Genomic DNA, 21602 nt, shown 5'->3' with positions numbered 1-21602 from the left:
AGTCAGTACATCGCCTTCGTTGCGGTCAACCTGATGACAAAATCCTCCCCCGTGACGACACCCGCCGGCGCCCATCCCGTACGGCTGTTCTTGCGCGCGAACCGCCGTGCCATGGTCGAGCTGCTGCTGGCCAGCCTGCTGATCAATGCCTTCGTGCTGGCAGTGCCGCTGTTTTCGATGTTGGTCTACGACAAGGCGATCGGTAACGAAATCCACGAAACCCTGTGGGCGCTGACCATCGGCGTCGTGCTGCTGCTGACGCTGGAAATGTGCCTGCGTATTGCACGCACTTATATGGTCGAACATGCCGGTACGCGCTGGGATGTGCACCTCGATGAGCGCCTGCTGCGCGGTGTGCTGGCAGCGCCGTTGTCGAAATCGCTGCCGGTCGGTGACGTGCTGGCACGCTACCGCGAATTGTCGAGTACGCGGGACGTGCTCAGTGCGCAGTTCCTGTTGCCGCTGGCCGACGTGCCATTCGCGGTGCTGTTTGCACTGGTGCTGGTGCTGATCAGCGGACCGCTGTTGCTGGTGCCGCTGTGCATGGCGGCCGGATTTTTCGGGCTCAGTTACGGCCTGCAACGCGTCGCACGCGGTTACCAGAAAACCGCCAATGCGGCGCACAGCAACAAGATTGGCTGGTTGGCCGATGTACTGCTGACCCGCGAAAGCCTGGCCGACCCACGCGCCGCAACCGTTGCGCAAAGCGGTATGCGCCAGCCGGCATTGCAGGGCGCACGCGCGGCATCACGGGGACGTCTGTGGACGCAACTGTCGCAGCAGGTGGTGCCGGTCGGCTTGTCGCTGACGTCGGTGCTGACGTTGGTCTGCGGTGTTTTCCTGATCGAGGCGCAAGCGCTGTCGGTGGGCGGATTGATTTCGTCGTCGATGCTGTCAGCACGGATGGTGGCGTCGCTGTGCGGGCTGGTGCCGGTGCTGTCGCGCTGGCAGGAATTCAAGCGCGCCTTGCTGGCGTTGCGCAGCGAGATCGATATGGATGCGGCGCCGCTGGAGGCCGGGCAGGGCGCCGAGACCGCTGGAGCATTTGCAGCCGAAGGCGTGCGGCTTGATGGTGTGGGTTTCGGGTATGCCGAGCGGCCGATTCTCGATGGCGTGACCTGCGCCCTGAAGGCCGGCGAACTGGTCGCCGTGGTCGGTGCGTCGGGCGCGGGCAAGAGTACGCTGCTGCGCCTGCTGTCGGGACAGTTGCCGGCGAGCGCAGGACGGATCGTGTTTGCGGCCCATGTGATCGACAGCGATGCGGCGCGCCGCTGGCTCGGTGCACAGGTGGCGTGCAAGCCGCAGGACCCGGTATTTCTGGGCGGGCAGGTGCGCGACGTCGTGGCGCCGGGCCAGCCGTCGATGGACGATGCCGCCGTCGTGGCCGCCTTGCGCGGTGCCGGCCTCGGACCGGTAATGGATAAAGGCCAGCTCGGTCTGACCAGTCCGGTCGGCACCAACGGCGCCGGCATCTCGGGCGGCCAACGCCAGATGCTCGCGCTGGCCCGGATAGTGGCATCGGACCGCCAGTTGCTGGTGCTGGACGAGCCCACGCTGGGACTCGACCGCAGCGCACAGGAAAGCCTGTTGCGCGCACTTGCCGGCTTGCGCGACCAGGGCCGTTGCGTGGTCGTCGCCACCCACACCACCGAATTGATCCAGTGCGCCGATCGCGTACTGGTACTCGATGGCGGGCGCATCGTTGCCGATGCGCCGCCGGGACGCTTGCTGGATACGTCATCCAGCGAAGCAAGGAAACGCGCATGAATTTTTCTGTGTCGATGCTGCTGGCGGGGCTGCCGCTGCTGCTGTTTTTTACGGCCAGCCAGGCCCAGTATTCGGGCGATGCCGTGCCGCCGATCCAGCCCGACCGGTCGTTGCGTCTGGGTGCGCTGGGTGCGTTGCTGGAGTTGCCCAATGTGCTGCCGCTGGGGCCTGTGGCACGCAATGCCAGGTCCGTCGTTCCTGCCGGCCAGCTCGCGCCCAACCTACAGGAGATTGCCAGCGCATCGCTCGACCACAGCCTGGAAGTCGAGGCTGCCCGGCAGCGCGTGGCCTCGTTCGGCTTCATACGTGATGCGGCCCGTGGCGCGTTGTTGCCACGCGCCGATGTGCGCATGTCCGATGGGCGTGGCCGCCTCACCAGTGTCGAACCGGCCGTGATACTGCCGCGTCGCGAAGTCACCGTCACGCTGCGGCAGGCCCTGATCGACGAGCCCGCACGCAACGAAATGCAGCGTCAGCGCAAGCTGGTCGCGTCCTCCGAAGAGCAGTTGGCGAATGCGATCTCGACTACCTTGCTGGAGTCCTCGAACGCTTTTCTGGCCGCGATGCAGGCCAGCATCGCAGTGCGCCTCGGCGCGGAATACGAAACCATGCTGGCCGAGCTGCTGCGCTACATCGGCGAACGCGCCGATGCCGGTGGCACCAGCAAGGCCGATCTGCAGCGGGTGCGCGCACGCGTGGCCAATGCGCGCACGTTGCAAACCGATGCCGGGGCCAATCTGCAAGTGGCGGTGCGCAATCTGGCACGACTGACGGGGGCGGCGCCGACGGCGATTCAGCTCGGCCTGATCTCGCCGGGATTTGCGTTGCCGGCGAATGCCTTGCTGGCCAGTGACCTGGCGGCGCGCCAGAATCATGAATTGCTGGCCGCATTGATCGAGGCCGAGGCCGTGCAGAGCGAGCGCGACGGGCAGCGCGCGCGCTTTATTCCGCGCATGGACCTTGAAGTCAGCCATACCCGCGCTGTCAACGCCGCCGGACTGGACGCACTCACGCGTGACACCAAAGCGATGGTGATCATGAATATCTCACTCCTCAACGGTGGCAGTGACCTGGCACAAATGCGCGCAGCAGGCGCACGCATGCTGGAGTCCGGCGCCAAGGCCGGCAACGTCGAACGCAAGCTGGTGCAGGAGATCGACACCGCCTATGCCAACCTCGATGCCGCCGACCAGCGCTTCCGATCCGTGCGCGACGAGCTCGATGCCAACACCACCGTCGTGGCGGCGTTCCGGGCCCAGATGGTGGGGTCGAACCGACCGTTGCTGGATGTGCTGGATGCGTATCAGCGCTTGCACCAGAGTCGTCTCGACCTGATGCAGGTGCTGGTGTCCGAGACCCAGAACCAGTTACGGGTGGCGCACCTGACCGGCACACTGGCGCAACTGCTGGTGCCAACGCCGGTGGCCAATTCAACCCCTATCCAACCCTGAGGTGTCGTCATGGAAGGTGGCAAAAATACCAATTACTGGCCGGGCTTTGTCGATGCGCTGACCAACGTGGTTATTGCAATGGTGTTCGTCATTATCGTGCTGGCATTGTCGTTGTCGTTCTCGGCGCAGTTGCTGGCAAAGCGCATGGCGGCCCGAATTGCAGAGCTGGAACAGCAGGGTAAAAGCACGCAGGTAGTGCCTGTCACGCCGCCGACGGCAGCGGTGCCGCCCCCGCTAGCAGCAGCGCAAAGCACCCCGGCACCGCCGGATTCGGGCGTGCCGGGAGCCACGCGCATCGCCGTGCGCGGCAATGAGGGCGTGACCAAACTGCAGGGTGGAAAAATCCGTGTGGCAGCGCGCTACCTGTTGCTGGAGTTCGAGCCGGGTGCGCTGACACTCGACGAGGCAGCTGACAAGCAGCTTGGCCAGTCACTTGACCAGATCACCAGTCGCCTGCAGAACGCGCCAAAGAATACCCGCGTCATGCTCATCGCCAGTGGCCCGGACATGGCGCTGTCGGAAAACCAGCGTTCGGGTTTCATACGCACGATGGCAGTACGTAACGCCTTGCTGCAAAAAGGCATTCCCGGCACGCGCATCGGCACGCGCTTCGACCTGAAGGCCAATTCCGCCCGCCCCACTGTCAGTATTGCCATCGAGGATGGCGCGCCATGAGCGGCGCGATGGACATGGTGCTGGCCCCGTTCGACGGCGCACTCGGTGACCGGCGCCGGTTGCGTTTGCCGCGTGCCTTGCTGGCGACAGCGTCGGTGCTGGTACTGATATTGATGATCTGGGCCACGCTGGCGCCGGTCGACAAGGTGGTGCGTACGCAGGGTCGGATCGTGCCGTCGGTCAAGCCGCAACTGGTGCAGCATCTGGAGGGCGGCATCGTCTCGACGGTGTTCGTGCGCGAGGGCGATGTGGTCGCCAAGGGAGCCAGCCTGGTGGCGGTGTCGGACCTGATGGCGAATTCGTCGCGTGGTGAAAAGCGCGCCAGACTCAATGGCATGAAGGCGCGCATCGCCCGCTTGTCAGCGGAAGCCGATGGCTTGTCCCGAGTCGGATTGCCGAGCGGCTTGCCTGCCAATGCCGCCGAAGTCCTGAGCGAGACCGACGCCTTCACCGCGCGTCAGGGACGCCTGCGCCAGAGCCGTCGCGTGCTGGAAGAGCAGCTGGCGCAGAAGCGGCAAGAGTCCACCGAATTGGGTGCGCGTCGCAAGGGCCTGGCTGCCGAAGCCGAAGTCGCGCGCCAGCAACTGGCGCTGGTGAGCACGATGATGTCCCGCAATGCGGCGTCACAGTTTGAATTGCTGGAAGCGCAGGCGCGCGTCGAACGCCTCGGCACGCAGGTGCGCGAAGCCGAAACCGCATTGCCCCGGCTGGCCTCGGCGGCCTCCGAGTTGCAGGCCCGGCTAGCCGAAATCGGCGCGCAGTTCCGTAGCGAAGCGCAATCGGCGCTGACCGAAACCCGGGTCGAATTGCAGCGCCTTGAACAGGATATGACCGCCGAAGACGATCGCGTCAATCGCACCGTCGTCACGGCACCGGTGGCGGGAACCGTCAACAAGCTGCTGGCCAATACGGTTGGTGGTGTGATTCGTCCTGGCGAAACCCTGTTGGAACTGACGCCTGCCGATGGTGCCGTGGTGATCGAATCGCGCGCCACGCCGGCAGAACGCGGCCCGCTGCAGGTAGGGCAGCGGGCGGTGGTGCGGGTGGCTGCGTTCGACTACACGGTGTTCGGCACGCTGCCGGCGCGCATCACCGAGATCAGTGCCGATTCGCTGACCGATGAACGCGGTGAACGGTATTTCCGGATCGGCCTGCTGGTCGATGCGGCCAGCCAGCGCAGCTTCGATCGGCCACTGACGCCAGGTTCGGCAGTCACTGCCGACCTGGTCACCGGCCAGCGCACCGTTGCGCAATATTTGTTATCGCCGCTGAGAGGCCTGGCCTCGACTGCGTTCAGAGACCGTCACTGAGGACTTGCCTTGAACCCGACATCGACCATCAAGCTTCTACCCACACTCGAAGGCGCAAAGCCGGTCCGCATGGGCCGTCGCTACCGCTTGCTCGTCGCGCTGCCGGTGGTTGCCGTGTTCGTTTTCGCGGCGGCGTTCTGGCATTTCGTCAGCTTTGCGATCATGGCCAATCCTGCCCTCAATGGCTTGATTTTTGCGGTGATGGCATGGGGCGCGTTCACGATGTTCGGTCACGTGGCCCGGATTTATCGCGAGGATGCAGTGTTCCGGCATGGCCTGGTCTGGCTGCTGGGCGGCACCGACAGTAACGGGCCAGCGATGCCGCGCACCCCCCATGCCTATGTGCTGGGAATGATTGAACGGCTCAGCAAAATGGGACTGGGGCATCAGGTGTATTTGCACAGTTCAGTGATGCAGCCGGAGCTGGACTCGCTGGAGCAGTACCTCGACAAAAAGCAGGAGTTGTCCCAATTCCTGGTGGGCCTGATGGTGGCATTGGGCTTGCTGGGTACCTTTGTCGGCTTGCTGGAAACCCTGGTGCAAACCAGCTCGCTGATCGGCACGATTGCCAAAAGCTCCGGCGCGGGCAACAACATGGAACAGGAATTTGCCAAGATCGTCGGTGGTTTGCAGGGACCGCTGACGGCGATGGGCACGGCGTTTTCGGCATCGATGTTCGGTCTGGTCGGATCGATCACGCTGGGTTTCCAGATGGTGATCGTGCGCAAGACGGCGCAGGACTTTGTCGAACGGGTCCGGCGCGAGGTCTTGTCGCTGGCCGAAAAGAACAAGGTCAATGCGCAAGCCGAGGTCTCCGAACAGTTTCTGGCGAGTCTGCTGACCGACATCCTGTCGGCGCACAAGGACACCAGCACCGGACTTGCCAGCGTCATCCGCCGGCTCGATGAGCTGGTGCCTGAAGTCAGGAGCAGCGCAAACACCACCGCCGAACTGGTCCGCTGCACGCAATCCCAGCAGCACGCACTGGAAGCCGCTTCGGAAAAAATCAGTACCGTCGCGCTGGTCATTCCTTCGATGGCTAACCTTGCCAATGCGTCTGTCAGCATCCTCGAGCAGGTCGCGACATCGAATGTGCGCGTCGAAAAAATGCTGGCACTGATCCCTGCACAAGACAAGTTGACTGACGAAGTCGTGCAGGTGGTCGCGCGTATCAACCGGCTTGGCGCGCAAGTGGGTAATCTCGAAAAATCGACAGAGGCCATCGAAGCGGGCGTGCGACAGCAGACTGTGGTGGTCACGCGCATGGATGGTGTTTTGTGGGATGTCGAAAAGGACGTATTGCGGGATGCGTTTGGGGCGGCGATTGCAACCAAGCGCTGAGTGGCAGCAGACTGCAGCCAGTGGCAAGTTGTTGGGCTTGCCTTTGTCAATTCAGCGTTACCTACCTAATGTCATTTCTGTTGCCGATTTGTAGATACTGTTAAGCCGGTCAAGTGCTATGCAGTTTCGGATTGAAAGTTTTTCCTGATTTAAGAACGCCGAAGGCGACATGAACGAGTTTTCGCATCATGGCGCCAATGATGAGCATCGGCGGCTTGCCGGCAGCGCTCAAGCGCTCGCGGAAGATTTTGCCCCATGCGGTTTTGTATAAGGTGACCATGGCTGGCATGTAAAGTGCCTTACGCAGGAAGGTATGGCCGACTTTGGACATGCGCGGCTTTCCTTTGACGCTGCTACCAGACTCATGCTGTCGCGGGTCGAGGCCAGCGAACGCGACTGCTTTTCTGGCATTGGTGAAGCGTTCCGTATCGGCATAAAAGGCCAACAGGATGGCAATAGTACGTTCGCCCAGGCCGGGAATGCTATCGAGAAGAGCTTGCTTGTCCTTAAGGTCGGGATCGCCATTCGTGTGATCCCGTATCAAGGCAATAACGGCTTTGATTTCGCCATCGAGCCAGTCGAGATGCTTGGCAATACCGGCCTTGACGGCATCACGCGCGACGCCATGGCGGTTGTGCTCCTGGGTATGCATGTTTTGCAGCGCGTCGAGCCGCAGCACCAAGGCCCGTAAAGCCTGCTCGGCCGGCGCTGGCGCTTTCCACGCATCGGGACGACGTTCGAAACAGAACGTGGCAATCAATTGCGCATCGACGCGATCGGTCTTAGTACGTACCAGGCGGGAGGCGCCAAACGACTTGATCTGAGCAGGATTGATGACACTAACGATCATGTCCTGCGCGGCCAGGTATTCGGCAGAAGCTTCCCAGTACACGCCAGTGGCTTCCATGCAGACGTGCGCTTGTGTGGCTTCATGCTTGACCAGCCATTGGCGCAACGTGGCATAGCCGGTGGGTGAATTGTCGACGACTTTGTTTCTGTATTTGCCATCGGGCAGGCGCAAAGCGCAATCCAGTTTGGCCTTTGCAACATCGATTCCTAAACAATAGTTCTGCATACAACGTCCTCCGGTGATCTACCTTGTCAATACGGGCTGCCGGCAAGCCGGGCCAAAGATACTGTCCGATCTTTCTGTGAGGGTGAGCGGCTGCTGCAAAAATCTACCTTACTGGCGCGAGGCCAAAGGGTGGGCACTGCATCCAGCCGCTCGTCCTTGGGGTGCCCCCCAAGAACTGCTACCACTTCATCCCGATGCGATGGCACCGGAACAACTTTAAAACCAACGACATCTTCAAATTTATAATACAAGGTTGGGCTGCGAAGCCCAACATGCGTCAAGCTTGCTGTGCGGTTGTTGTACGGTATTCGGTAGCGGAAGTTGTTAGCGCTCCGAAGCATTAAGCCAGGCGTTACCCGACGGAGCCAAATCACTTCCGCTTGCACCGACCGTTTACGGAACTTGACGCATGTTGGGCTTGGCAGCCCAACCTACAGCCGGTGGTTTGCGTGGTGAAATTTACGACTCGACGAACACCTTGAAAGGGCTGGCTTCGCAGCCCGGCAACGATCCGGCAACGTGCCCGACGGCGCGAACAGGACCGGCTACCGGGCCGCCCCGGCCGAAACCGCCGCCACTTACCTTCCCACGGACCGCTCCAGAAACCCCCACACCCCCGCATCCTCCATCGTCGCCACATTGATCCGCATCCGGTGCGACGGCAATTGTCGCGGCGAGAACAGGCAGCCCGGTGCCAGCAAGTACCCTTCGGCCATGGCGTTTTCGGTCAGCAGGTTGGTGTCGCAACCGGCATCGGCCCAGACGAACATGCCGCTGGTACTGCCGGTATCGACCCGGATGCCGATGCCGTCGAGTCGACGGGTGGTGGCGTCGCGTACGCTGTCGAGGCGGCTGCGCAGGCGGTCGAGGTGTTTGCGGTAGCGGCCTTCGGACAGGATCTTGTAGACCACGCGCTCGCCGATTTCGCTGGTGGTCAGGGTCGAGAGAATCTTGCGGTCGGCCAGTTGCACTGCCAGTTCGGGCGAGGTGGCGATGAAGCCGACGCGCAGGTTGGCGGCCAGCGTTTTGGAAAAGCCACCGAGGTAAATCACGCGTTGCAACTGATCCAGCGCGGCGATGCGCGTCGCGCCACCGGGATGCATGTCGCAATAGATATCGTCCTCGACGATCATGAAATCGTGCTGTTCGGCCAGTTTCAAAATCTGGAATGCTTTCGCCGCCGAGAGCGAGGTCGAACTGGGGTTGTGCAGCACCGAATTGATCACGTACAGGCGCGGCTTGTGGAGTGCGGCCATCTCGGCCAGGCGGGCGATATCGGGGCCATCGGCCAGCCGCGGAATGCCGATGACCTTGGCACCCAGCAGCGAGAACGAGCCGAACATCAGGAACCAGGCCGGATCGTCGACAAAGATGGTGTCGCCCGGTTGCAGGAAATGCCGCGCGACCAGATCGAGTCCCTGCGTGACGCCGGTGGTGGTGATGAATTGCTCGGGCGTGGCGGCGATGTCGAGTTCGGCCAGCTTCAATTGCAGTTGCTGGCGCAGCGGTAAAAATCCTTGCGGCACGCCGTATTGCAGCAGCAGGTTCTGGTTGCTGCGACCCACCGCGCGTAACGCATTGCCGATCAGGTCGGCATCGAGCCAGTCATTCGGCAGCAAGCCGCTGCCGGGCATTTTTTGGGGTGGTAACTGCCGAAACATATTGCGCACCAGCCAGACCACATCGAGCTTGGGCGGAGTCGCTGCGGCGGCATCCGGAGGGTATCCGGCGCTAGCCATCGCATGCCGTTCGCGCACATAAAAACCGGAACCGCGCCGCGATTCCAGATAGCCTTTGGCGACTAATCTGTCATACGCCTCGACCACCGTGAAACGCGACACGGCATGCAGATCGGAGAACTGGCGGATCGACGGCATCCGGGCGCCGGTGCGCAGCAGCTTGTCATCGATCCGCAAGCCGACCGAACGCACGATCTGTTCAACCAGCGATTCGGCACTGTCGCGCGAGAGTAGCGGAGGATTTGTACTGGTCATGGCACCGTAACAGTCTCAGAAAATGAATGGTGAATTGTACTGGTGCTGTACTGGTAATGTCGATTACGATGAATTCGTCACCAAAGTCACCACGAAAGCCTCCATGTCCCTGCTGCTGCCCACCCTGGCCGAACTCGATGCCGCCGCTGCCGTCGTATATCGGGCCATGCCACCGACCCCGCAATACTCCTGGCCGCTGATCAACGCCGCGCTGGGCACGCAGGCCTGGATCAAGCACGAGAACCACGGTCCGACCGGTGCCTTCAAGGTGCGTGGCGGGCTGGTCTATCTCGATGCGCTAACACGCCGTGCGCCGCATGTGCGTGGCGTGATTTCGGCCACGCGAGGCAATCATGGCCAGTCGATCGGGTTTGCGGCGCGTCGTCACGGGGTGCAGGCAACCATCGTCGTCCCGCTCTGCAACAGTAAAGAAAAAAACGCGGCGATGCGCGCTCTGGGCGTAACGCTGATCGAATACGGCACCGACTTCCAGGACAGCCGCGAGCATGCAGCACAGCTTGCCACCGAACGCGACCTGCACATGATTCCGTCATTTCATCGCGACCTGGTCAGTGGCGTGGCCAGCTACTGGACCGAACTGCTGGTGGCGCAGCCCGGCCTGGATAGTCTGTTCGTGCCGATCGGGCAGGGCTCCGGCATTTGCGGCGCGGTGGCGGCGCGCAATGCGCTTGGCCTGCAGACCCGCATCATCGGCGTGGTGTCGGCGCATGCGCTGGCGTATCAGAAATCGTTCGACCAGAAGTGCCGCCAGGAGTCGCCGGTGACGACGGTGATTGCCGATGGCATGGCCTGCCGGGTGCCCGATGCCGAGTCGCTGGAAATCATCCTGCAGCATGTCGACCAGGTGGTGGCGGTGACGGATGATGAAGTGGCGGCAGCGATGCGACTGTTTTTCGTGGCGACCCACAACGTCGCCGAAGGCGCGGGTGCTGCGGCGCTCGCGGCAGCGATGCAACTGCGCACGCAGATCGCCGGCAAGCAGATCGGCCTGCCGCTGTGCGGCGGTAATGTCGATCACGATCAATTCGCTGCCGTGCTCATGTCGCAACCGGTACCCTGAATGGACTCACTTTTCTCGTCACTTTTTCCGCTGGCCGTGTTTGCTTTTGTCTCGTCGATCACGCCGGGGCCGAACAACATCATGCTGACGTCCTCGGGCATCCGCTTTGGCTTCAAGCGCTCGATCCCGCACATGCTCGGCATTACCTTCGGTTTTGCGGTGATGCTGGCCTTGTGCGCGCTGGGCATCGGCAGCCTGATCCTGGCGATGCCCACCTTGCACGTCGCGCTCAAAGTCGCCGGTTCCGGCTATCTGGTGTATCTGGCGTGGCAGTTGCGCAGCATCGCATTCCGGCAGCGCGTCGATGAAAACCAGCGACCGATGACGTTTTTCGGCGCAGCGCTATTCCAGTTCGTCAATCCAAAAGCATGGGTCATGGCCGTGACCGGTGTGGCAGCATTTCTGCCCGTGGTGCAACCGGTATGGCTGTCGATTGCACTGTTTTGCCTGGTGTTTGGCGCGATTAATCTGCCCTGCGTCAGTGTCTGGGCCGGCGCCGGTTCGGTGCTGCGGCGCTTTCTGGCGGAGCCGAAATGGCAGCGCGTTTTTTGTGTGGTGATGGTGGTGCTGACGCTGTATTCGGCAGTGGCGATCTGGTTGTGATGCTGGTTTCCGGGTGGCGCACCGAATCTTTGAGATAATCCAACCCTGCTTTTTTATTGGCCGGTGGCAGGTGCCGCCGGCGATTTTTTTCTGGAGTACCGCATGTCCATTTACGACAAACTGACCGAACTCAACATCACGCTGCCGGCCGTCGCCGTTCCTGCTGCCGCCTACGTGATGTCGGTCCAGACTGGCAACACCGTGTTCCTGTCCGGTCACATCGCCAAAAAAGACGGCAAGGTCTGGGTCGGCCAGTTCGGCAAGAACATCACTACCGAAGAAGGCAAACTGGCGGCGCGCGCCGTTGCCATCGACCTGATCGCCACGTTGCAGGCCGCTTGCGGCGGTGACCTGACCCGCGTCAGACGCATCGTCAAACTGATGAGCCTGGTCAATTCGACCGGCGACTTTACCGAGCAGCACCTGGTCACCAACGGCGCCTCCGAACTGATCGGCGAACTGTTTGGCGAGCAGGGCATCCATGCGCGGTCCGCGTTTGGCGTGGCGCAGATCCCGATGGGCGCTTGCGTTGAAATCGAAATGATTGCCGAGATCGCCTGATTTTTCTGCTATAAAAAGAAGCACACGGAACAGCGCCTACCCGGCGTTGTTCCGTTCCCCCAGGGCAGCCAAAAGCAGGCCTGATCATTCCACTCACCGGGACCAGAATGAACACCCACACACCAACCCCAATCCAGTGGCACTTTGCCGAACGCGCGCAACGGCTGCAAAGCTCCGTGATCCGCGAAATCCTGAAAATCACGATGCGCCCGGAAGTCATTTCGTTTGCCGGCGGCCTGCCATCGCCGGATACCTTCCCCATCGAGCGCATGCAGGCAGCCTTCGACAAGGTGCTGTCGACCAACGGCCGCGTAGCGCTGCAATATGGTCCGACCGATGGCTATTTGCCGCTGCGCGAATGGGTCGCCAATTCACTGTCGATCGATGGCGTGACGATCTCGCCGGAGCAGGTGCTGATGGTGTCGGGCTCGCAGCAGGGGCTGGATTTGCTGGGCAAGGTGTTCATCGATGAGGGCAGCAAGGTGCTGGTCGAAACGCCCAGCTATCTGGGTGCGCTGCAGGCGTTCTCCGTCTACGGTCCCGAATTTGTCTCGTTGCCGACCGATGATGGCGGCCTGTTGCCGGAGGCGGTAGAGACGCTGGGTGTCGGTGCCCGATTGCTGTATGCACTGCCGAATTTTCAGAACCCGACCGGCCGCACGTTGTCGCTCGAACGCCGCGTGGCGCTGGTGGATATCTGCGCCCGTCTTGGTTTGCCGCTGATCGAGGACGATCCGTATGGCGCACTGAACTACCGCGCCACGCCGTTGCCGACCATGCTGACGATGCATCCGGAAGGCGTGATCTACATGGGATCATTTTCCAAAACGCTCACGCCAGGCATCCGTCTCGGCTACGTGGTCGCACCGCAACCGCTGGTGCGCAAGCTCGAACAGGCCAAGCAGGCCAGCGACCTGCACACCGCGCAACTGACCCAGATGGTGGTGCACGAAGTGATCAAGGATGGCTTCCTGGATCAGCATATTCCGGCCACCCGCGCGCTGTATGCGGCCCGGTGTGATGCGATGCTGGCGGCGCTGGCCGAGTTCTTTCCGGCGGGTGTGACGTGGACCAAACCCGATGGCGGCATGTTCATCTGGGTCACGCTGCCGCAACATATCGACAGCATGCAATTGCTGGATGCAGCGATTGCGCAGAACGTCGCTTTTGTACCGGGTGCGCCGTTCTATGCCAATGATCCCGTACGCCATGCCTTGCGACTGAGTTTCGTGACGGTGACGCCGGACCGCATCCGCGAAGGTGTCGAAAAATTAGGCAAACTGATCGCCGCCCGGCTCTGATGTTGTAGCCTGTCGGTCTTTGTCCCGACAGGATCTTTTTCATGCGACTCTTTACCGCCGGGCAGACCGCCGCAGCGCTGCCGTATCACCAGCTGGTTCCCGCCATAGCCGTCGCCGCGCTCGAACTGGCCTCCGGAAAACTCCGTGCCCCCGAACGACAGATCGTGCCGCTGGCTGGCGGCGGCGTGCTGCTATGCATGCCGGCCACCGCCAGCGATATCGGCGTCACCAAACTGGTGACCGTCCATACCGACAATGCCCGCCACGGCTTGCCCGTGATCCAGGGCGAAGTAGTGGTCTTCGACACCGCGACCGGCCAGCGCCTCGCGCTGCTGGATGGCCCGACCGTGACGGCGCGGCGGACTGCAGCGGTGACCTTGCTGGGCATTCAGACTTTGCTGCCACGTGTGCCAGAGTCGGCCTTGATCATCGGCACCGGCGTGCAGGCACTGGCGCATGTGACGGCGCTGATCGAATTTTTTGGCATCGTCCGGTTTCATGTGGCGGCGCGTGACTTCGCAAAGACAGCGCAGTTTTGCGCGGCCTTGCGGCAGCGTTATCCGCAGATCAGTGCAGTCCCCGTGGACAGCGCCATGCTCGAACATCATCTGCCGCACACCGATCTGGTGATCGCGCTGACGACCTCGCGCATGCCTGTCATTCCGGCGCATATCGCGGCGTCGACCCTGGCCATCGGCGTCGGTGCGTTCAAGCCGGACATGGTGGAGTTCCCGGCGGCGCTATTGCATGCCCGTCAGATCGTTGTCGATGATCTCGAGGGTGCGCACCATGAAGCGGGTGACCTGATCCAGGCGCGGATTGACTGGACGGCGGTGCGTGGATTGGCGTCGATGCTGTCGGGTGACGTTGCGGTCACGCCTGTGGTGCCGGTGTTCAAGACCGTGGGGCAGGCGGCGTGGGATCTTGCGGCGGCGCGGGTGGTGCTGGCGGGTGTGCGGTAGCTGAAAAGGGTTGTGCTCCGTGGAGGCAAGCCGGGTGTGGCCCGGCAGCCGCTTCTTTGCGCGGCGGCGTTGTTGCCTTGGTTCGTAGGTTGGGCTGCGAAGCCCGACATGCGTCAGGTTGCTTTGCGGGTCGCCACGACGCGCGGTCTGCGGTGGCTAAAACGGGTTGCGCTCCGTGGCGCCAAGCCGGGTGCGGCCCGGTAACCGGTTCTTTGCGCGGCGGCGTTACGGCCTTGGGTCGTAGGTTGGGCTGCGAAGCCCAACATGCGTCAGGTTGCTTTGCGGGTCGCCGCGACGCGCGGGCTGCGGTAGCTAAAACGGGTTGCGCTCCGTGGATGCAAGCCGGGTGCGGCCCGGCAGCCGCTCACTTTTTTTGCTTCGCCAAATAAAGTAAGCAAAAAAAGGCGACCGCTAGACCGCTGCCCTGCGGGTTCCCAAATACCGTGCCCGGGCAGGGGGAGGGCCGCAAACTCGCTGCGCTCAGACAGTGCGGCCCTCTTATCCCCTGCCCAGCCACGGTATTTGGCAGCGCTCTTTTATGCGGAATTCAAGTTCAAAACCAAGCCCAGCCTTGGTGGTTCGATCAGGGTCACGCTCGCTTTGCGCGAGAAAGATGGATTGTAAAAGCCTTGTAGGTTTTGGTATTGACGTTGGTTTTGACGTTGGTTTTGACGTTGGTTTTGAACTCGAAGTCGATCACGACGAGGAAGTTTTCTCGCGCAAAGCGAGCACGACCATCTCGCTGGTTCCAAGGCTTGGCTTGGTCTTGACGTTGAATTCCGCATAAAAAGATCGCTGCCAAAAACCGGGTGCGGCAAGAGGATCAGAAGCCCGCACTGTCTGAGCGAAGCGAGTTTGCGGGCTTCCCTCTTGCCGTACCCGGTTTTTGGGAACCCGCAGGGCAGCGGTCTTGCGGTCGCCTTTTTCTTGGTTACTGCTTTTTGGCGAAGCAAAAAGAAGTGACCGGCTGCCGGGCCGCCCCCGGCTTGCATCAACGGAGCGCAACCCGTTTTAGCTTCCGCAGACCGCAGACCGCAGACCGCAGACCGCAGACCGCAGACCGCAGACCGCAGACCGCAGACCGCAGACCGCAGACCGCAGGCCGCCAACCGCCAACCGCCAACCGCCAACCGCCAACCGCCAACCGCGCACCAACCCTACCCCATGTTCAACTTCGCAGCCAAACCTACGTTCCGGTTGATACGACCAGCTGGACAGCTTCCCCCTCAAAATCTGACCGTCTCCCCATGCCGCAACACGCTGAATTCCGAAACCGGCACCGCAGCATCCCTCAGCGCCTGCATCAGCGCTTTAGGCGGCTCATCCAGCGGCTCATCAGTCAATTCGAACGTCCCCCAATGAATCCCGATCGAGCGCGTCGCATGCAAATCGCGATGTATCCGCACCGCTTCGGTCGGATTGATATGTTGCTTCGCCATGAACCAGCGCGGCGCATACGCCCCGATCGGCAGCAGCGCCAGATCGACCGTCGGGAAGCGTTTGCCGATGTCCGTGAAATCGGCCGAGTAGCCGGTGTCGCCGGCAAAGAAGAAGGAAAACGGCTGCTTCGCGCTGGCGGCAGTGCGCACCATCCAGCCACCCCACAGCGTCTCGAAGCGATCGGTCAGGCTGCGTGCCGACCAATGCTGCACTGGTACCAGATGCAGGTCCAGTCCGGGCACATCGGTCTGCTGCCACCAGTCGAGTTCGCGCACATTGGTGATGCCGGCATCGGCCATCCACGCCTTCAATCCTAGCGGTACCAGAAACAAGGGCGGGCCACCGGCTTGCCGGTTGAGCTGGTCGACGCTGTCGCGATCAAGATGGTCGTAGTGGTTGTGCGAGATCAGCACCACATCGACATGCGGCAATTGCGCGATTGTCAGCGGCAGCCGCACCTTGCGCTTCGGTCCGTAAAAACTGACCGGCGATGCCCGTTCCGAAAAGATCGGATCGGTCAGCACATTGACGCCATTGACCTGCATCAGCACGGTGGCATGGCCGATCCAGGTGGCGCTGGTGGTGCTGCGGTTTTGTACCAGCCAGGCCAGGTCCGGTGTATCGACCGGGAACTGGTAATTGTTGGCAGGCGGTTTTGGCAGGCCCTGCGTGATGCGCTCCCATTGCCATTTCAGGAACGAGCCACCGATCAGCGGGCCGGGCAGGTAATTATTCTGGAAGCCATCCTTGGTGCCATGTGGTGATGGCACCTCCGGTACTGGCGGCGTGGCGGTGCATCCGGCACAAAACAATGCCGCAATCAGTGCAGCCCGCGGTCGGTGCCGCTTCATGCAATGGCGACCAGTGTCTGCGGTTTTAGTCTCGATTCCAGTGGCTTGCCCTTGCGCGCCCGCTTGTTGATGTGCAGCGCCAGTCCGCTCGCCGACAGGCTGACATCCTGTGCCTTGGCACCACGCCCGATGCCGGACACGACTACGCCGCGCTGGCTGATCGGTTGCGCCGCCAGCAGTTTTTCACCGTCCTCCAGGTCCATCAGGATCATGCCGCGACCACCACTCATGGTCTTCAGTTCTTCCAGCCCGAATACCAGCAGCCGACCTTTTTCGGACAGGCAAGCCAGCGCACTGGCGGTCGGTGTCAGCACGCGTGGCGGCAGCGGCACGTCACCGGCGTCGAGCGTGATGAAGGCCTTGCCGGCCTTGAGCCGGCTGACCATGTCGCTGGTCCGCGCAATGAAGCCGTACCCGGCGTTCGAGGCGATCAGCATCGTGGTGTCGGCAGGTCCGGCAAAGTAATGCAGCACGCTGCTGCCGCTGGCCAGTTCGACCATCGAACTGATCGGTGCGCCGTCGCCGCGCGCGCCGGGCAGGCCGGATACCGGGACCGAATAGATGCGACCGTTCGAGCCGAATGCCAGCAACGTGTCGAGCGTGCGGCACTCGAAGGTTGCTTGCAGGCCGTCGCCGGCCTTGAACGCAAACTGGGCCGGATCGTGGCCATGGCCGGTGCGCGCGCGCAGCCAGCCTTTTTGTGAAATCACCACCGTCACGGCTTCATCGACCACTTTCTGCTCCACCGTGGCGCGTTCGGCCGCCTCGATCAGGGTGCGGCGGGCATCGCCGAAGCGCTTTTCATCGGCGTCGATTTCCTTGATGATCAACTTCTTCATCGCGCCCGGATTGTTGAGCAACTCTTCCAGCGTACTTTTTTCTGTGCGCAAGCCTGCCAGCTCCTGCTGGATCTTGATGGCTTCGAGTCGGGCCAATTGGCGCAGGCGGATTTCGAGGATGTCTTCGGCCTGCCGGTCCGATAAATTGAAGGCCGCCATCAGCGCCGGTTTCGGCTCATCCGATTCGCGGATGATGCGAATGACTTCGTCGATGTTGAGCAGGATGGTTTCGCGGCCTTCGAGGATGTGGATGCGGTCCTCGACTTTTTTCAGGCGGAAATGGCTGCGCCGGGTGACGGTCGCAAAACGGAAGTCGATCCACTCGCGCAGGATCTCGCCCAGCCCCTTTTGACGTGGTCGGCCATCGCCGCCGATCATTACCAGATTGATCGAGGCGCTGGTTTCCAGCGAGGTCTGCGCCAGCAGCATGTTGGTGAACTCGGTCTGATCCTGATTCTTGGATTTCGGTTCGAACACCAGCCGTACCGGCGCCTCGCGGCCCGATTCGTCGCGCACCGCGTCCAGCAGCGACAGCATCAGCTGCTTCTGCGCCATCTGGTCGGGCGACAGGGCTTTCTTGCCGAGCTTGATTTTCGGGTTGGTCAGTTCTTCGATTTCTTCGAGAACTTTCTGGGCCGAGGTGCCGTGCGGCAGTTCGGTCACCACGGCTTGCCACTGGCCGCGCGCCAGCTCTTCGATCTTCCAGAGTGCCCGCACCTTCAGCGAGCCACGTCCGCTCTGGTACATCTCCGACAGCGCCGCCGCCGAGGTGATGATCTGCCCGCCACTCGGGAAATCCGGACCGGGAATCAGCCCCATCAACTCCGCATGCGTCAGCGCCGGGTTACGGATCAATGCGACCGCGGCTTGCGCCACCTCGCGCAAATTATGCGACGGGATTTCGGTTGCCATGCCGACCGCGATACCGGATGCGCCGTTGAGCAGCACGAACGGCAGGCGACCTGGCAGCAGCGTCGGTTCTTCGGTCGAGCCATCGTAGTTCGGCTGGAAGTTGACCGTGCCCTGATCGATCTCGTCGAGCAGCAGGCTGGAAATCGGCGTCAGTCGCGCTTCGGTGTAGCGCATCGCGGCCGCGCCATCGCCATCGCGTGAACCGAAATTGCCCTGGCCATCGATCAATGGATAGCGCAATGAAAATCCCTGCGCCATCCGCACCAGCGCGTCGTAGACCGACTGGTCGCCATGCGGATGCAGTTTGCCGAGCACATCGCCGACCACCGCCGCCGACTTGCGCGGTTTGGCGGCGGCGGTCAGGCCGAGCTGGTTCATCGCAAACAGAATGCGGCGCTGCACCGGTTTCTGGCCATCGCTGACATCGGGCAGGGCGCGCCCCTTGACGACCGAAATCGCGTAGTCGAGATAGGCGCGCTCGGCGAAGGTGGCGAGGGTCAGGGTTTCGGCAGCGTCCGGTGTGGTGCCGTCAAACAGGGTGGCTTGTTCAGTCATTGGGGTGTTCAGGAATCAATTGGCGGAAGAGGTGAGCGGTGCCGGCATGCTGCTGCGGCCCGGAATAGTGAGGTGGACGCGTTTCGATCCATTCGGCGTATCGCTGGCAATGCGCAGCGGCGGTTCCGGCGGCGCATAAAACTGGTAGAACTGCGTCACCAGTTGCACGTAATTGCGCGTCTCGGCGTAGGGTGGCACGGTATTGCGGTACTTCTGCACCGCGCCTTCGCCGGCGTTGTAGGACGCGATCACCAGTGCCTGCTGGTTCGGGAACAGCGCGTTCAGTTCGCGCAGGTAACGGGCGGCCAGCCGGATATTGGTTTTCGGGTCGGTCAGTTTTTGCTGGATGGTGGTGCGTGCATCGCCGACCACGCCGTAACGTTCGGCCGTGGCAGGCATGATCTGCATCAGGCCAATCGCGCCTTTGGGCGAGACGGCTGCCGGATTGAAGCCGGATTCGGCCGCCATCATCGCTTTCATCAGCGCCAGATCGACCTTGAATTCTGTCGCGGCAGCGGCCAGCACCGCCTCGAATTTTTTCAGGTTCGGATGTTCGGTCAGGACCTTGAACAAGGCCGTGCGTGCCGGTTGCGGCGTCAGCGGTTTGAGTTCGGCGGCATCGAACGCACCATCGCCTTTCAGGAAAATCTGGTAACGCGCATCCAGTTTTTCGGTCGAAAAATGCGTGTCGCCCTGCGCATCGACGTAGCCGAAAATATCCGCGTGCGCCAGCGGTGCAGCCAGGCACAGGGCCAGCAGCAAGCTTGCTTTCAGGGGCGCCATGTAGCGGGCGCAATCAGATATCGGCTTCAGCTTCATTCCCGTGTTCTTCGATCCAGGCGCGGCGCGCTGCAGCTTCGCCTTTGCCCATCAACATATTAAAACGTGCTTCGGACGCCGCCAGGTCAAAGTCGCCCAGCGCCACCGGCAGCAGGCGGCGGGTATCCGGATTCATCGTGGTTTCCCACAGCTGCTCCGCATTCATTTCACCCAGACCCTTGAAGCGCGAAATGCTCCAGGCACCATCCTTGATGCCCTCTTTGCGCAGCTTGTCTTCGATCGCCACCAGTTCGCCACTATCGAGCGCGTAGATTTTTTGCGCCGGCTTTTTACCGCGTGCCGGTGCATCGACCCGGAACAGCGGTGGACGTGCGATACAGATATGGCCGTGATCGATCAGCTTCGGAAAGTGCTTGAAGAACAGGGTCAGCAGCAAGACCTGAATGTGCGATCCATCCACGTCCGCATCGGACAGAATGCAGATGCGGCCGTAGCGCAGGTTGCTCAGGTCAGGCGCGTCATGTTTGCCATGCGGATCGACGCCGATGGCGACGGCGATGTCGTGGATTTCATTGTTGGCAAACAGTCGGTCGCGTTCTGTTTCCCAGGCATTCAGGACCTTGCCGCGCAACGGCAGGATGGCCTGGAATTCCTTGTCGCGTCCCATCTTGGCAGAGCCGCCGGCGGAGTCACCCTCGACCAGAAAAATCTCGTTGCGCGAGACATCGTTCGATTCGCAATCGGTCAGTTTGCCCGGCAACACGGCCACGCCGGAGGATTTTTTCTTTTCGACTTTCTGGGCCGAGCGCAGGCGCGACTGGGCTTGCTTGATGACCAGGTCGGCCAGCTTTTTACCGTACTCGACGTGTTCATTGAGCCAGAGTTCCAGCGATGGGCGCACAAAGGTCGAGACCAGTTTGACGGCATCGCGCGAATTCAGGCGCTCCTTGATCTGGCCCTGAAATTGCGGGTCCAGCACTTTGGCAGACAGCACGAACGAGACCCGCGCAAAGACATCCTCGGACAGCAATTTGACGCCCTTGGGCAGCAGCGAATGCATTTCGGCGAAGCTCTTCACCGCACCAAACAAGCCTTCGCGCAAACCGGATTCATGCGTGCCGCCGGCCGAGGTCGGGATCAGGTTGACATACGATTCGCGCACCACGCCGCCATCTTCGGTCCACGCCACGACCCATGCCGCGCCTTCGCCCTCGGCAAACCCGTCGGCATCCTTGCCGGCGTATTGCTCGCCCTCGAACAGCGGAATCAGCGGCTCGGTACTGGTCGCCTGCGCCAGGCATTCGACCAGATAACCGCGCAAGCCCTGCTCGTATTGCCAGGTTTGCGATTCGCCGGTTTTGCCATTGACCAGCGTGACCTTGACACCCGGCAGCAGCACGGCTTTCGAGCGCAGCAGGCGTTGCAGTTCGGGCTGGGAAATGGCGGGGGAGTCGAAGTATGTCGGATCGGGCCAGGCGGTGACGCGGGTGCCGGATTTCTTGTCGTCGCGGCCGATCGGACGGGTGCTGATTTTTTCTATCAGGTCGCCGTTGGCAAAGGCCAGGTTGTGCACGCCGCCTTCGCGCCAGACCGTGATTTCCAGTCGTGTCGACAGCGCATTCGTGACCGATACGCCGACGCCATGCAAGCCACCGGAAAACGCATACGCGCCACCGGAACCCTTGTCGAACTTCCCGCCGGCATGCAATCGCGTGAACACGATCTCGACGGTCGGCACGCCTTCTTCCGGATGAATGCCGACCGGAATCCCGCGCCCGTCATCATCGACCGTCACGCTGCCATCGGCATTTTGCGTGACCGTGATGTGCTTGCAATAGCCGCCCAGTGCTTCATCGGAAGCGTTGTCGATGACCTCCTGGATGATGTGCAACGGGTTTTCGGTACGCGTGTACATGCCGGGACGCTGCTTCACCGGCTCCAGTCCTTTCAGGACACGGATGGAAGATTCGCTGTAATCGGAGGGGGCAGTTTTCTTTGTGGCCATTCAGGATCGGTGCTCTGGTTACTTGGTTACTGGTGGGCGGGACTGATTGTGCAGTGCATTCTAATGAGTTTTGCGGGGGCGGGGGGGCTGGCAGGAAAA

17 protein-coding genes are annotated in these 21602 nt (G+C 61.8%); 11 read left to right on the top strand and 6 right to left on the bottom strand.

Annotated elements, in window-relative coordinates:
• Positions 1–33: 33 nt before the first annotated feature.
• Genes ABD720_RS06605 through ABD720_RS06585 form a run of 5 tightly spaced genes read left to right on the top strand, consistent with a single transcriptional unit; the run spans position 34 to position 6544 of the window.
• Positions 34–1767 (top strand): peptidase domain-containing ABC transporter, encoded by a 1734-nt coding sequence (locus ABD720_RS06605; protein ID WP_344762472.1) that lies wholly within the window; start codon positions 34–36, stop codon positions 1765–1767.
• Positions 1764–3218, top strand: coding sequence for a TolC family protein (locus tag ABD720_RS06600; protein WP_344762471.1), 1455 nt, complete (start codon positions 1764–1766; stop codon positions 3216–3218). The genes ABD720_RS06605 and ABD720_RS06600 overlap by 4 nt, the downstream gene beginning before the upstream one ends.
• Before the next feature lie 9 nt (positions 3219–3227).
• Complete coding sequence (locus ABD720_RS06595; RefSeq protein WP_344762470.1) at positions 3228–3893, top strand: OmpA family protein; 666 nt, start codon at positions 3228–3230, stop codon at positions 3891–3893.
• The gene (locus tag ABD720_RS06590; RefSeq protein WP_344762469.1) at positions 3890–5203 is read left to right on the top strand and encodes an HlyD family type I secretion periplasmic adaptor subunit; all 1314 of its coding nucleotides are present in this window, start codon (positions 3890–3892) and stop codon (positions 5201–5203) included. Before ABD720_RS06595 ends, ABD720_RS06590 begins: the two co-directional genes overlap by 4 nt.
• A gap of 9 nt (positions 5204–5212) precedes the next feature.
• The gene (locus ABD720_RS06585) at positions 5213–6544 is read left to right on the top strand and encodes a hypothetical protein (RefSeq protein ID WP_344762468.1); all 1332 of its coding nucleotides are present in this window, start codon (positions 5213–5215) and stop codon (positions 6542–6544) included.
• A 109-nt stretch (positions 6545–6653) separates the two neighbouring features.
• On the opposite strand, the gene ABD720_RS06580 is transcribed toward ABD720_RS06585, so the two are convergent.
• Positions 6654–7619, bottom strand: coding sequence for an IS110 family RNA-guided transposase (locus tag ABD720_RS06580; protein WP_344762467.1), 966 nt, complete (start codon positions 7617–7619; stop codon positions 6654–6656).
• A gap of 578 nt (positions 7620–8197) precedes the next feature.
• Entirely contained in the window at positions 8198–9613 is a 1416-nt protein-coding gene (locus ABD720_RS06575) for an aminotransferase-like domain-containing protein (protein WP_344762466.1), read from the bottom strand.
• A gap of 103 nt (positions 9614–9716) precedes the next feature.
• Here ABD720_RS06575 and ABD720_RS06570 point away from each other — a divergent pair, with 103 nt between their 5' ends.
• The 6 genes from ABD720_RS06570 (at position 9717) to ABD720_RS06545 (ending at position 14908) form a co-directional block, all read left to right on the top strand.
• A complete protein-coding gene (locus ABD720_RS06570) occupies positions 9717–10694 on the top strand; it encodes a threonine dehydratase (RefSeq protein WP_344762703.1) in 978 nt (325 codons plus the stop codon).
• Positions 10695–11297 (top strand): LysE family translocator, encoded by a 603-nt coding sequence (locus ABD720_RS06565; protein WP_344762465.1) that lies wholly within the window; start codon positions 10695–10697, stop codon positions 11295–11297.
• Positions 11298–11399: 102 nt separating this feature from the next.
• The gene (locus ABD720_RS06560) at positions 11400–11858 is read left to right on the top strand and encodes a RidA family protein (RefSeq protein ID WP_344762464.1); all 459 of its coding nucleotides are present in this window, start codon (positions 11400–11402) and stop codon (positions 11856–11858) included.
• A 107-nt stretch (positions 11859–11965) separates the two neighbouring features.
• Positions 11966–13159, top strand: coding sequence for an aminotransferase-like domain-containing protein (locus tag ABD720_RS06555; RefSeq protein ID WP_344762463.1), 1194 nt, complete (start codon positions 11966–11968; stop codon positions 13157–13159).
• Between the two features lie 41 nt (positions 13160–13200).
• Complete coding sequence (locus tag ABD720_RS06550) at positions 13201–14121, top strand: delta(1)-pyrroline-2-carboxylate reductase family protein (RefSeq protein ID WP_344762462.1); 921 nt, start codon at positions 13201–13203, stop codon at positions 14119–14121.
• Between the two features lie 613 nt (positions 14122–14734).
• Positions 14735–14908, top strand: a complete 174-nt coding sequence (locus tag ABD720_RS06545) for a hypothetical protein (RefSeq protein ID WP_344762461.1) — start codon at positions 14735–14737, stop codon at positions 14906–14908.
• A 439-nt stretch (positions 14909–15347) separates the two neighbouring features.
• Here ABD720_RS06545 and ABD720_RS06540 read toward each other — a convergent pair whose 3' ends face one another.
• Genes ABD720_RS06540 through ABD720_RS06525 form a run of 4 tightly spaced genes read right to left on the bottom strand, consistent with a single transcriptional unit; the run spans position 15348 to position 21503 of the window.
• On the bottom strand, positions 15348–16412 hold the full coding sequence (locus tag ABD720_RS06540; RefSeq protein ID WP_344762460.1) for an MBL fold metallo-hydrolase: 1065 nt from the start codon (positions 16410–16412) through the stop codon (positions 15348–15350).
• Positions 16409–18718, bottom strand: coding sequence for a DNA topoisomerase IV subunit A (gene parC, locus ABD720_RS06535; RefSeq protein ID WP_344762459.1), 2310 nt, complete (start codon positions 18716–18718; stop codon positions 16409–16411). Before parC ends, ABD720_RS06540 begins: the two co-directional genes overlap by 4 nt.
• Positions 18719–18733: 15 nt before the next feature.
• Positions 18734–19501 carry a lytic transglycosylase domain-containing protein gene (locus tag ABD720_RS06530; RefSeq protein ID WP_344762458.1) on the bottom strand — a complete coding sequence of 256 codons (768 nt, stop codon included), beginning with the start codon at positions 19499–19501 and terminating at the stop codon, positions 18734–18736.
• 13 nt (positions 19502–19514) lie between these two features.
• Entirely contained in the window at positions 19515–21503 is a 1989-nt protein-coding gene (locus ABD720_RS06525; protein WP_344762457.1) for a DNA topoisomerase IV subunit B, read from the bottom strand.
• Positions 21504–21602 lie beyond the last annotated feature (99 nt).

Origin of the sequence: Actimicrobium antarcticum (assembly GCF_039536745.1) — a bacterium.
In the GTDB taxonomy this organism is placed as follows: domain Bacteria; phylum Pseudomonadota; class Gammaproteobacteria; order Burkholderiales; family Burkholderiaceae_D; genus Actimicrobium; species Actimicrobium antarcticum.
Note: the sequence above shows the minus strand (reverse complement) of the source record. Positions and strands in the feature narration are given on the sequence as shown.

Coding starts and splice junctions, on each gene's coding strand:
- ABD720_RS06605 (WP_344762472.1), top strand. CDS start 34: ATGACAAAATCCTCCCCCGTGACGACACCCGCCGGCGCCCATCCCGTA.
- ABD720_RS06600 (WP_344762471.1), top strand. CDS start 1,764: ATGAATTTTTCTGTGTCGATGCTGCTGGCGGGGCTGCCGCTGCTGCTG.
- ABD720_RS06595 (WP_344762470.1), top strand. CDS start 3,228: ATGGAAGGTGGCAAAAATACCAATTACTGGCCGGGCTTTGTCGATGCG.
- ABD720_RS06590 (WP_344762469.1), top strand. CDS start 3,890: ATGAGCGGCGCGATGGACATGGTGCTGGCCCCGTTCGACGGCGCACTC.
- ABD720_RS06580 (WP_344762467.1), bottom strand. CDS start 7,619: ATGCAGAACTATTGTTTAGGAATCGATGTTGCAAAGGCCAAACTGGAT.
- ABD720_RS06575 (WP_344762466.1), bottom strand. CDS start 9,613: ATGACCAGTACAAATCCTCCGCTACTCTCGCGCGACAGTGCCGAATCG.
- ABD720_RS06570 (WP_344762703.1), top strand. CDS start 9,717: ATGTCCCTGCTGCTGCCCACCCTGGCCGAACTCGATGCCGCCGCTGCC.
- ABD720_RS06565 (WP_344762465.1), top strand. CDS start 10,695: ATGGACTCACTTTTCTCGTCACTTTTTCCGCTGGCCGTGTTTGCTTTT.
- ABD720_RS06560 (WP_344762464.1), top strand. CDS start 11,400: ATGTCCATTTACGACAAACTGACCGAACTCAACATCACGCTGCCGGCC.
- ABD720_RS06555 (WP_344762463.1), top strand. CDS start 11,966: ATGAACACCCACACACCAACCCCAATCCAGTGGCACTTTGCCGAACGC.
- ABD720_RS06550 (WP_344762462.1), top strand. CDS start 13,201: ATGCGACTCTTTACCGCCGGGCAGACCGCCGCAGCGCTGCCGTATCAC.
- ABD720_RS06545 (WP_344762461.1), top strand. CDS start 14,735: ATGGATTGTAAAAGCCTTGTAGGTTTTGGTATTGACGTTGGTTTTGAC.
- ABD720_RS06540 (WP_344762460.1), bottom strand. CDS start 16,412: ATGAAGCGGCACCGACCGCGGGCTGCACTGATTGCGGCATTGTTTTGT.
- parC (WP_344762459.1), bottom strand. CDS start 18,718: ATGACTGAACAAGCCACCCTGTTTGACGGCACCACACCGGACGCTGCC.
- ABD720_RS06530 (WP_344762458.1), bottom strand. CDS start 19,501: ATGGCGCCCCTGAAAGCAAGCTTGCTGCTGGCCCTGTGCCTGGCTGCA.
- ABD720_RS06525 (WP_344762457.1), bottom strand. CDS start 21,503: ATGGCCACAAAGAAAACTGCCCCCTCCGATTACAGCGAATCTTCCATC.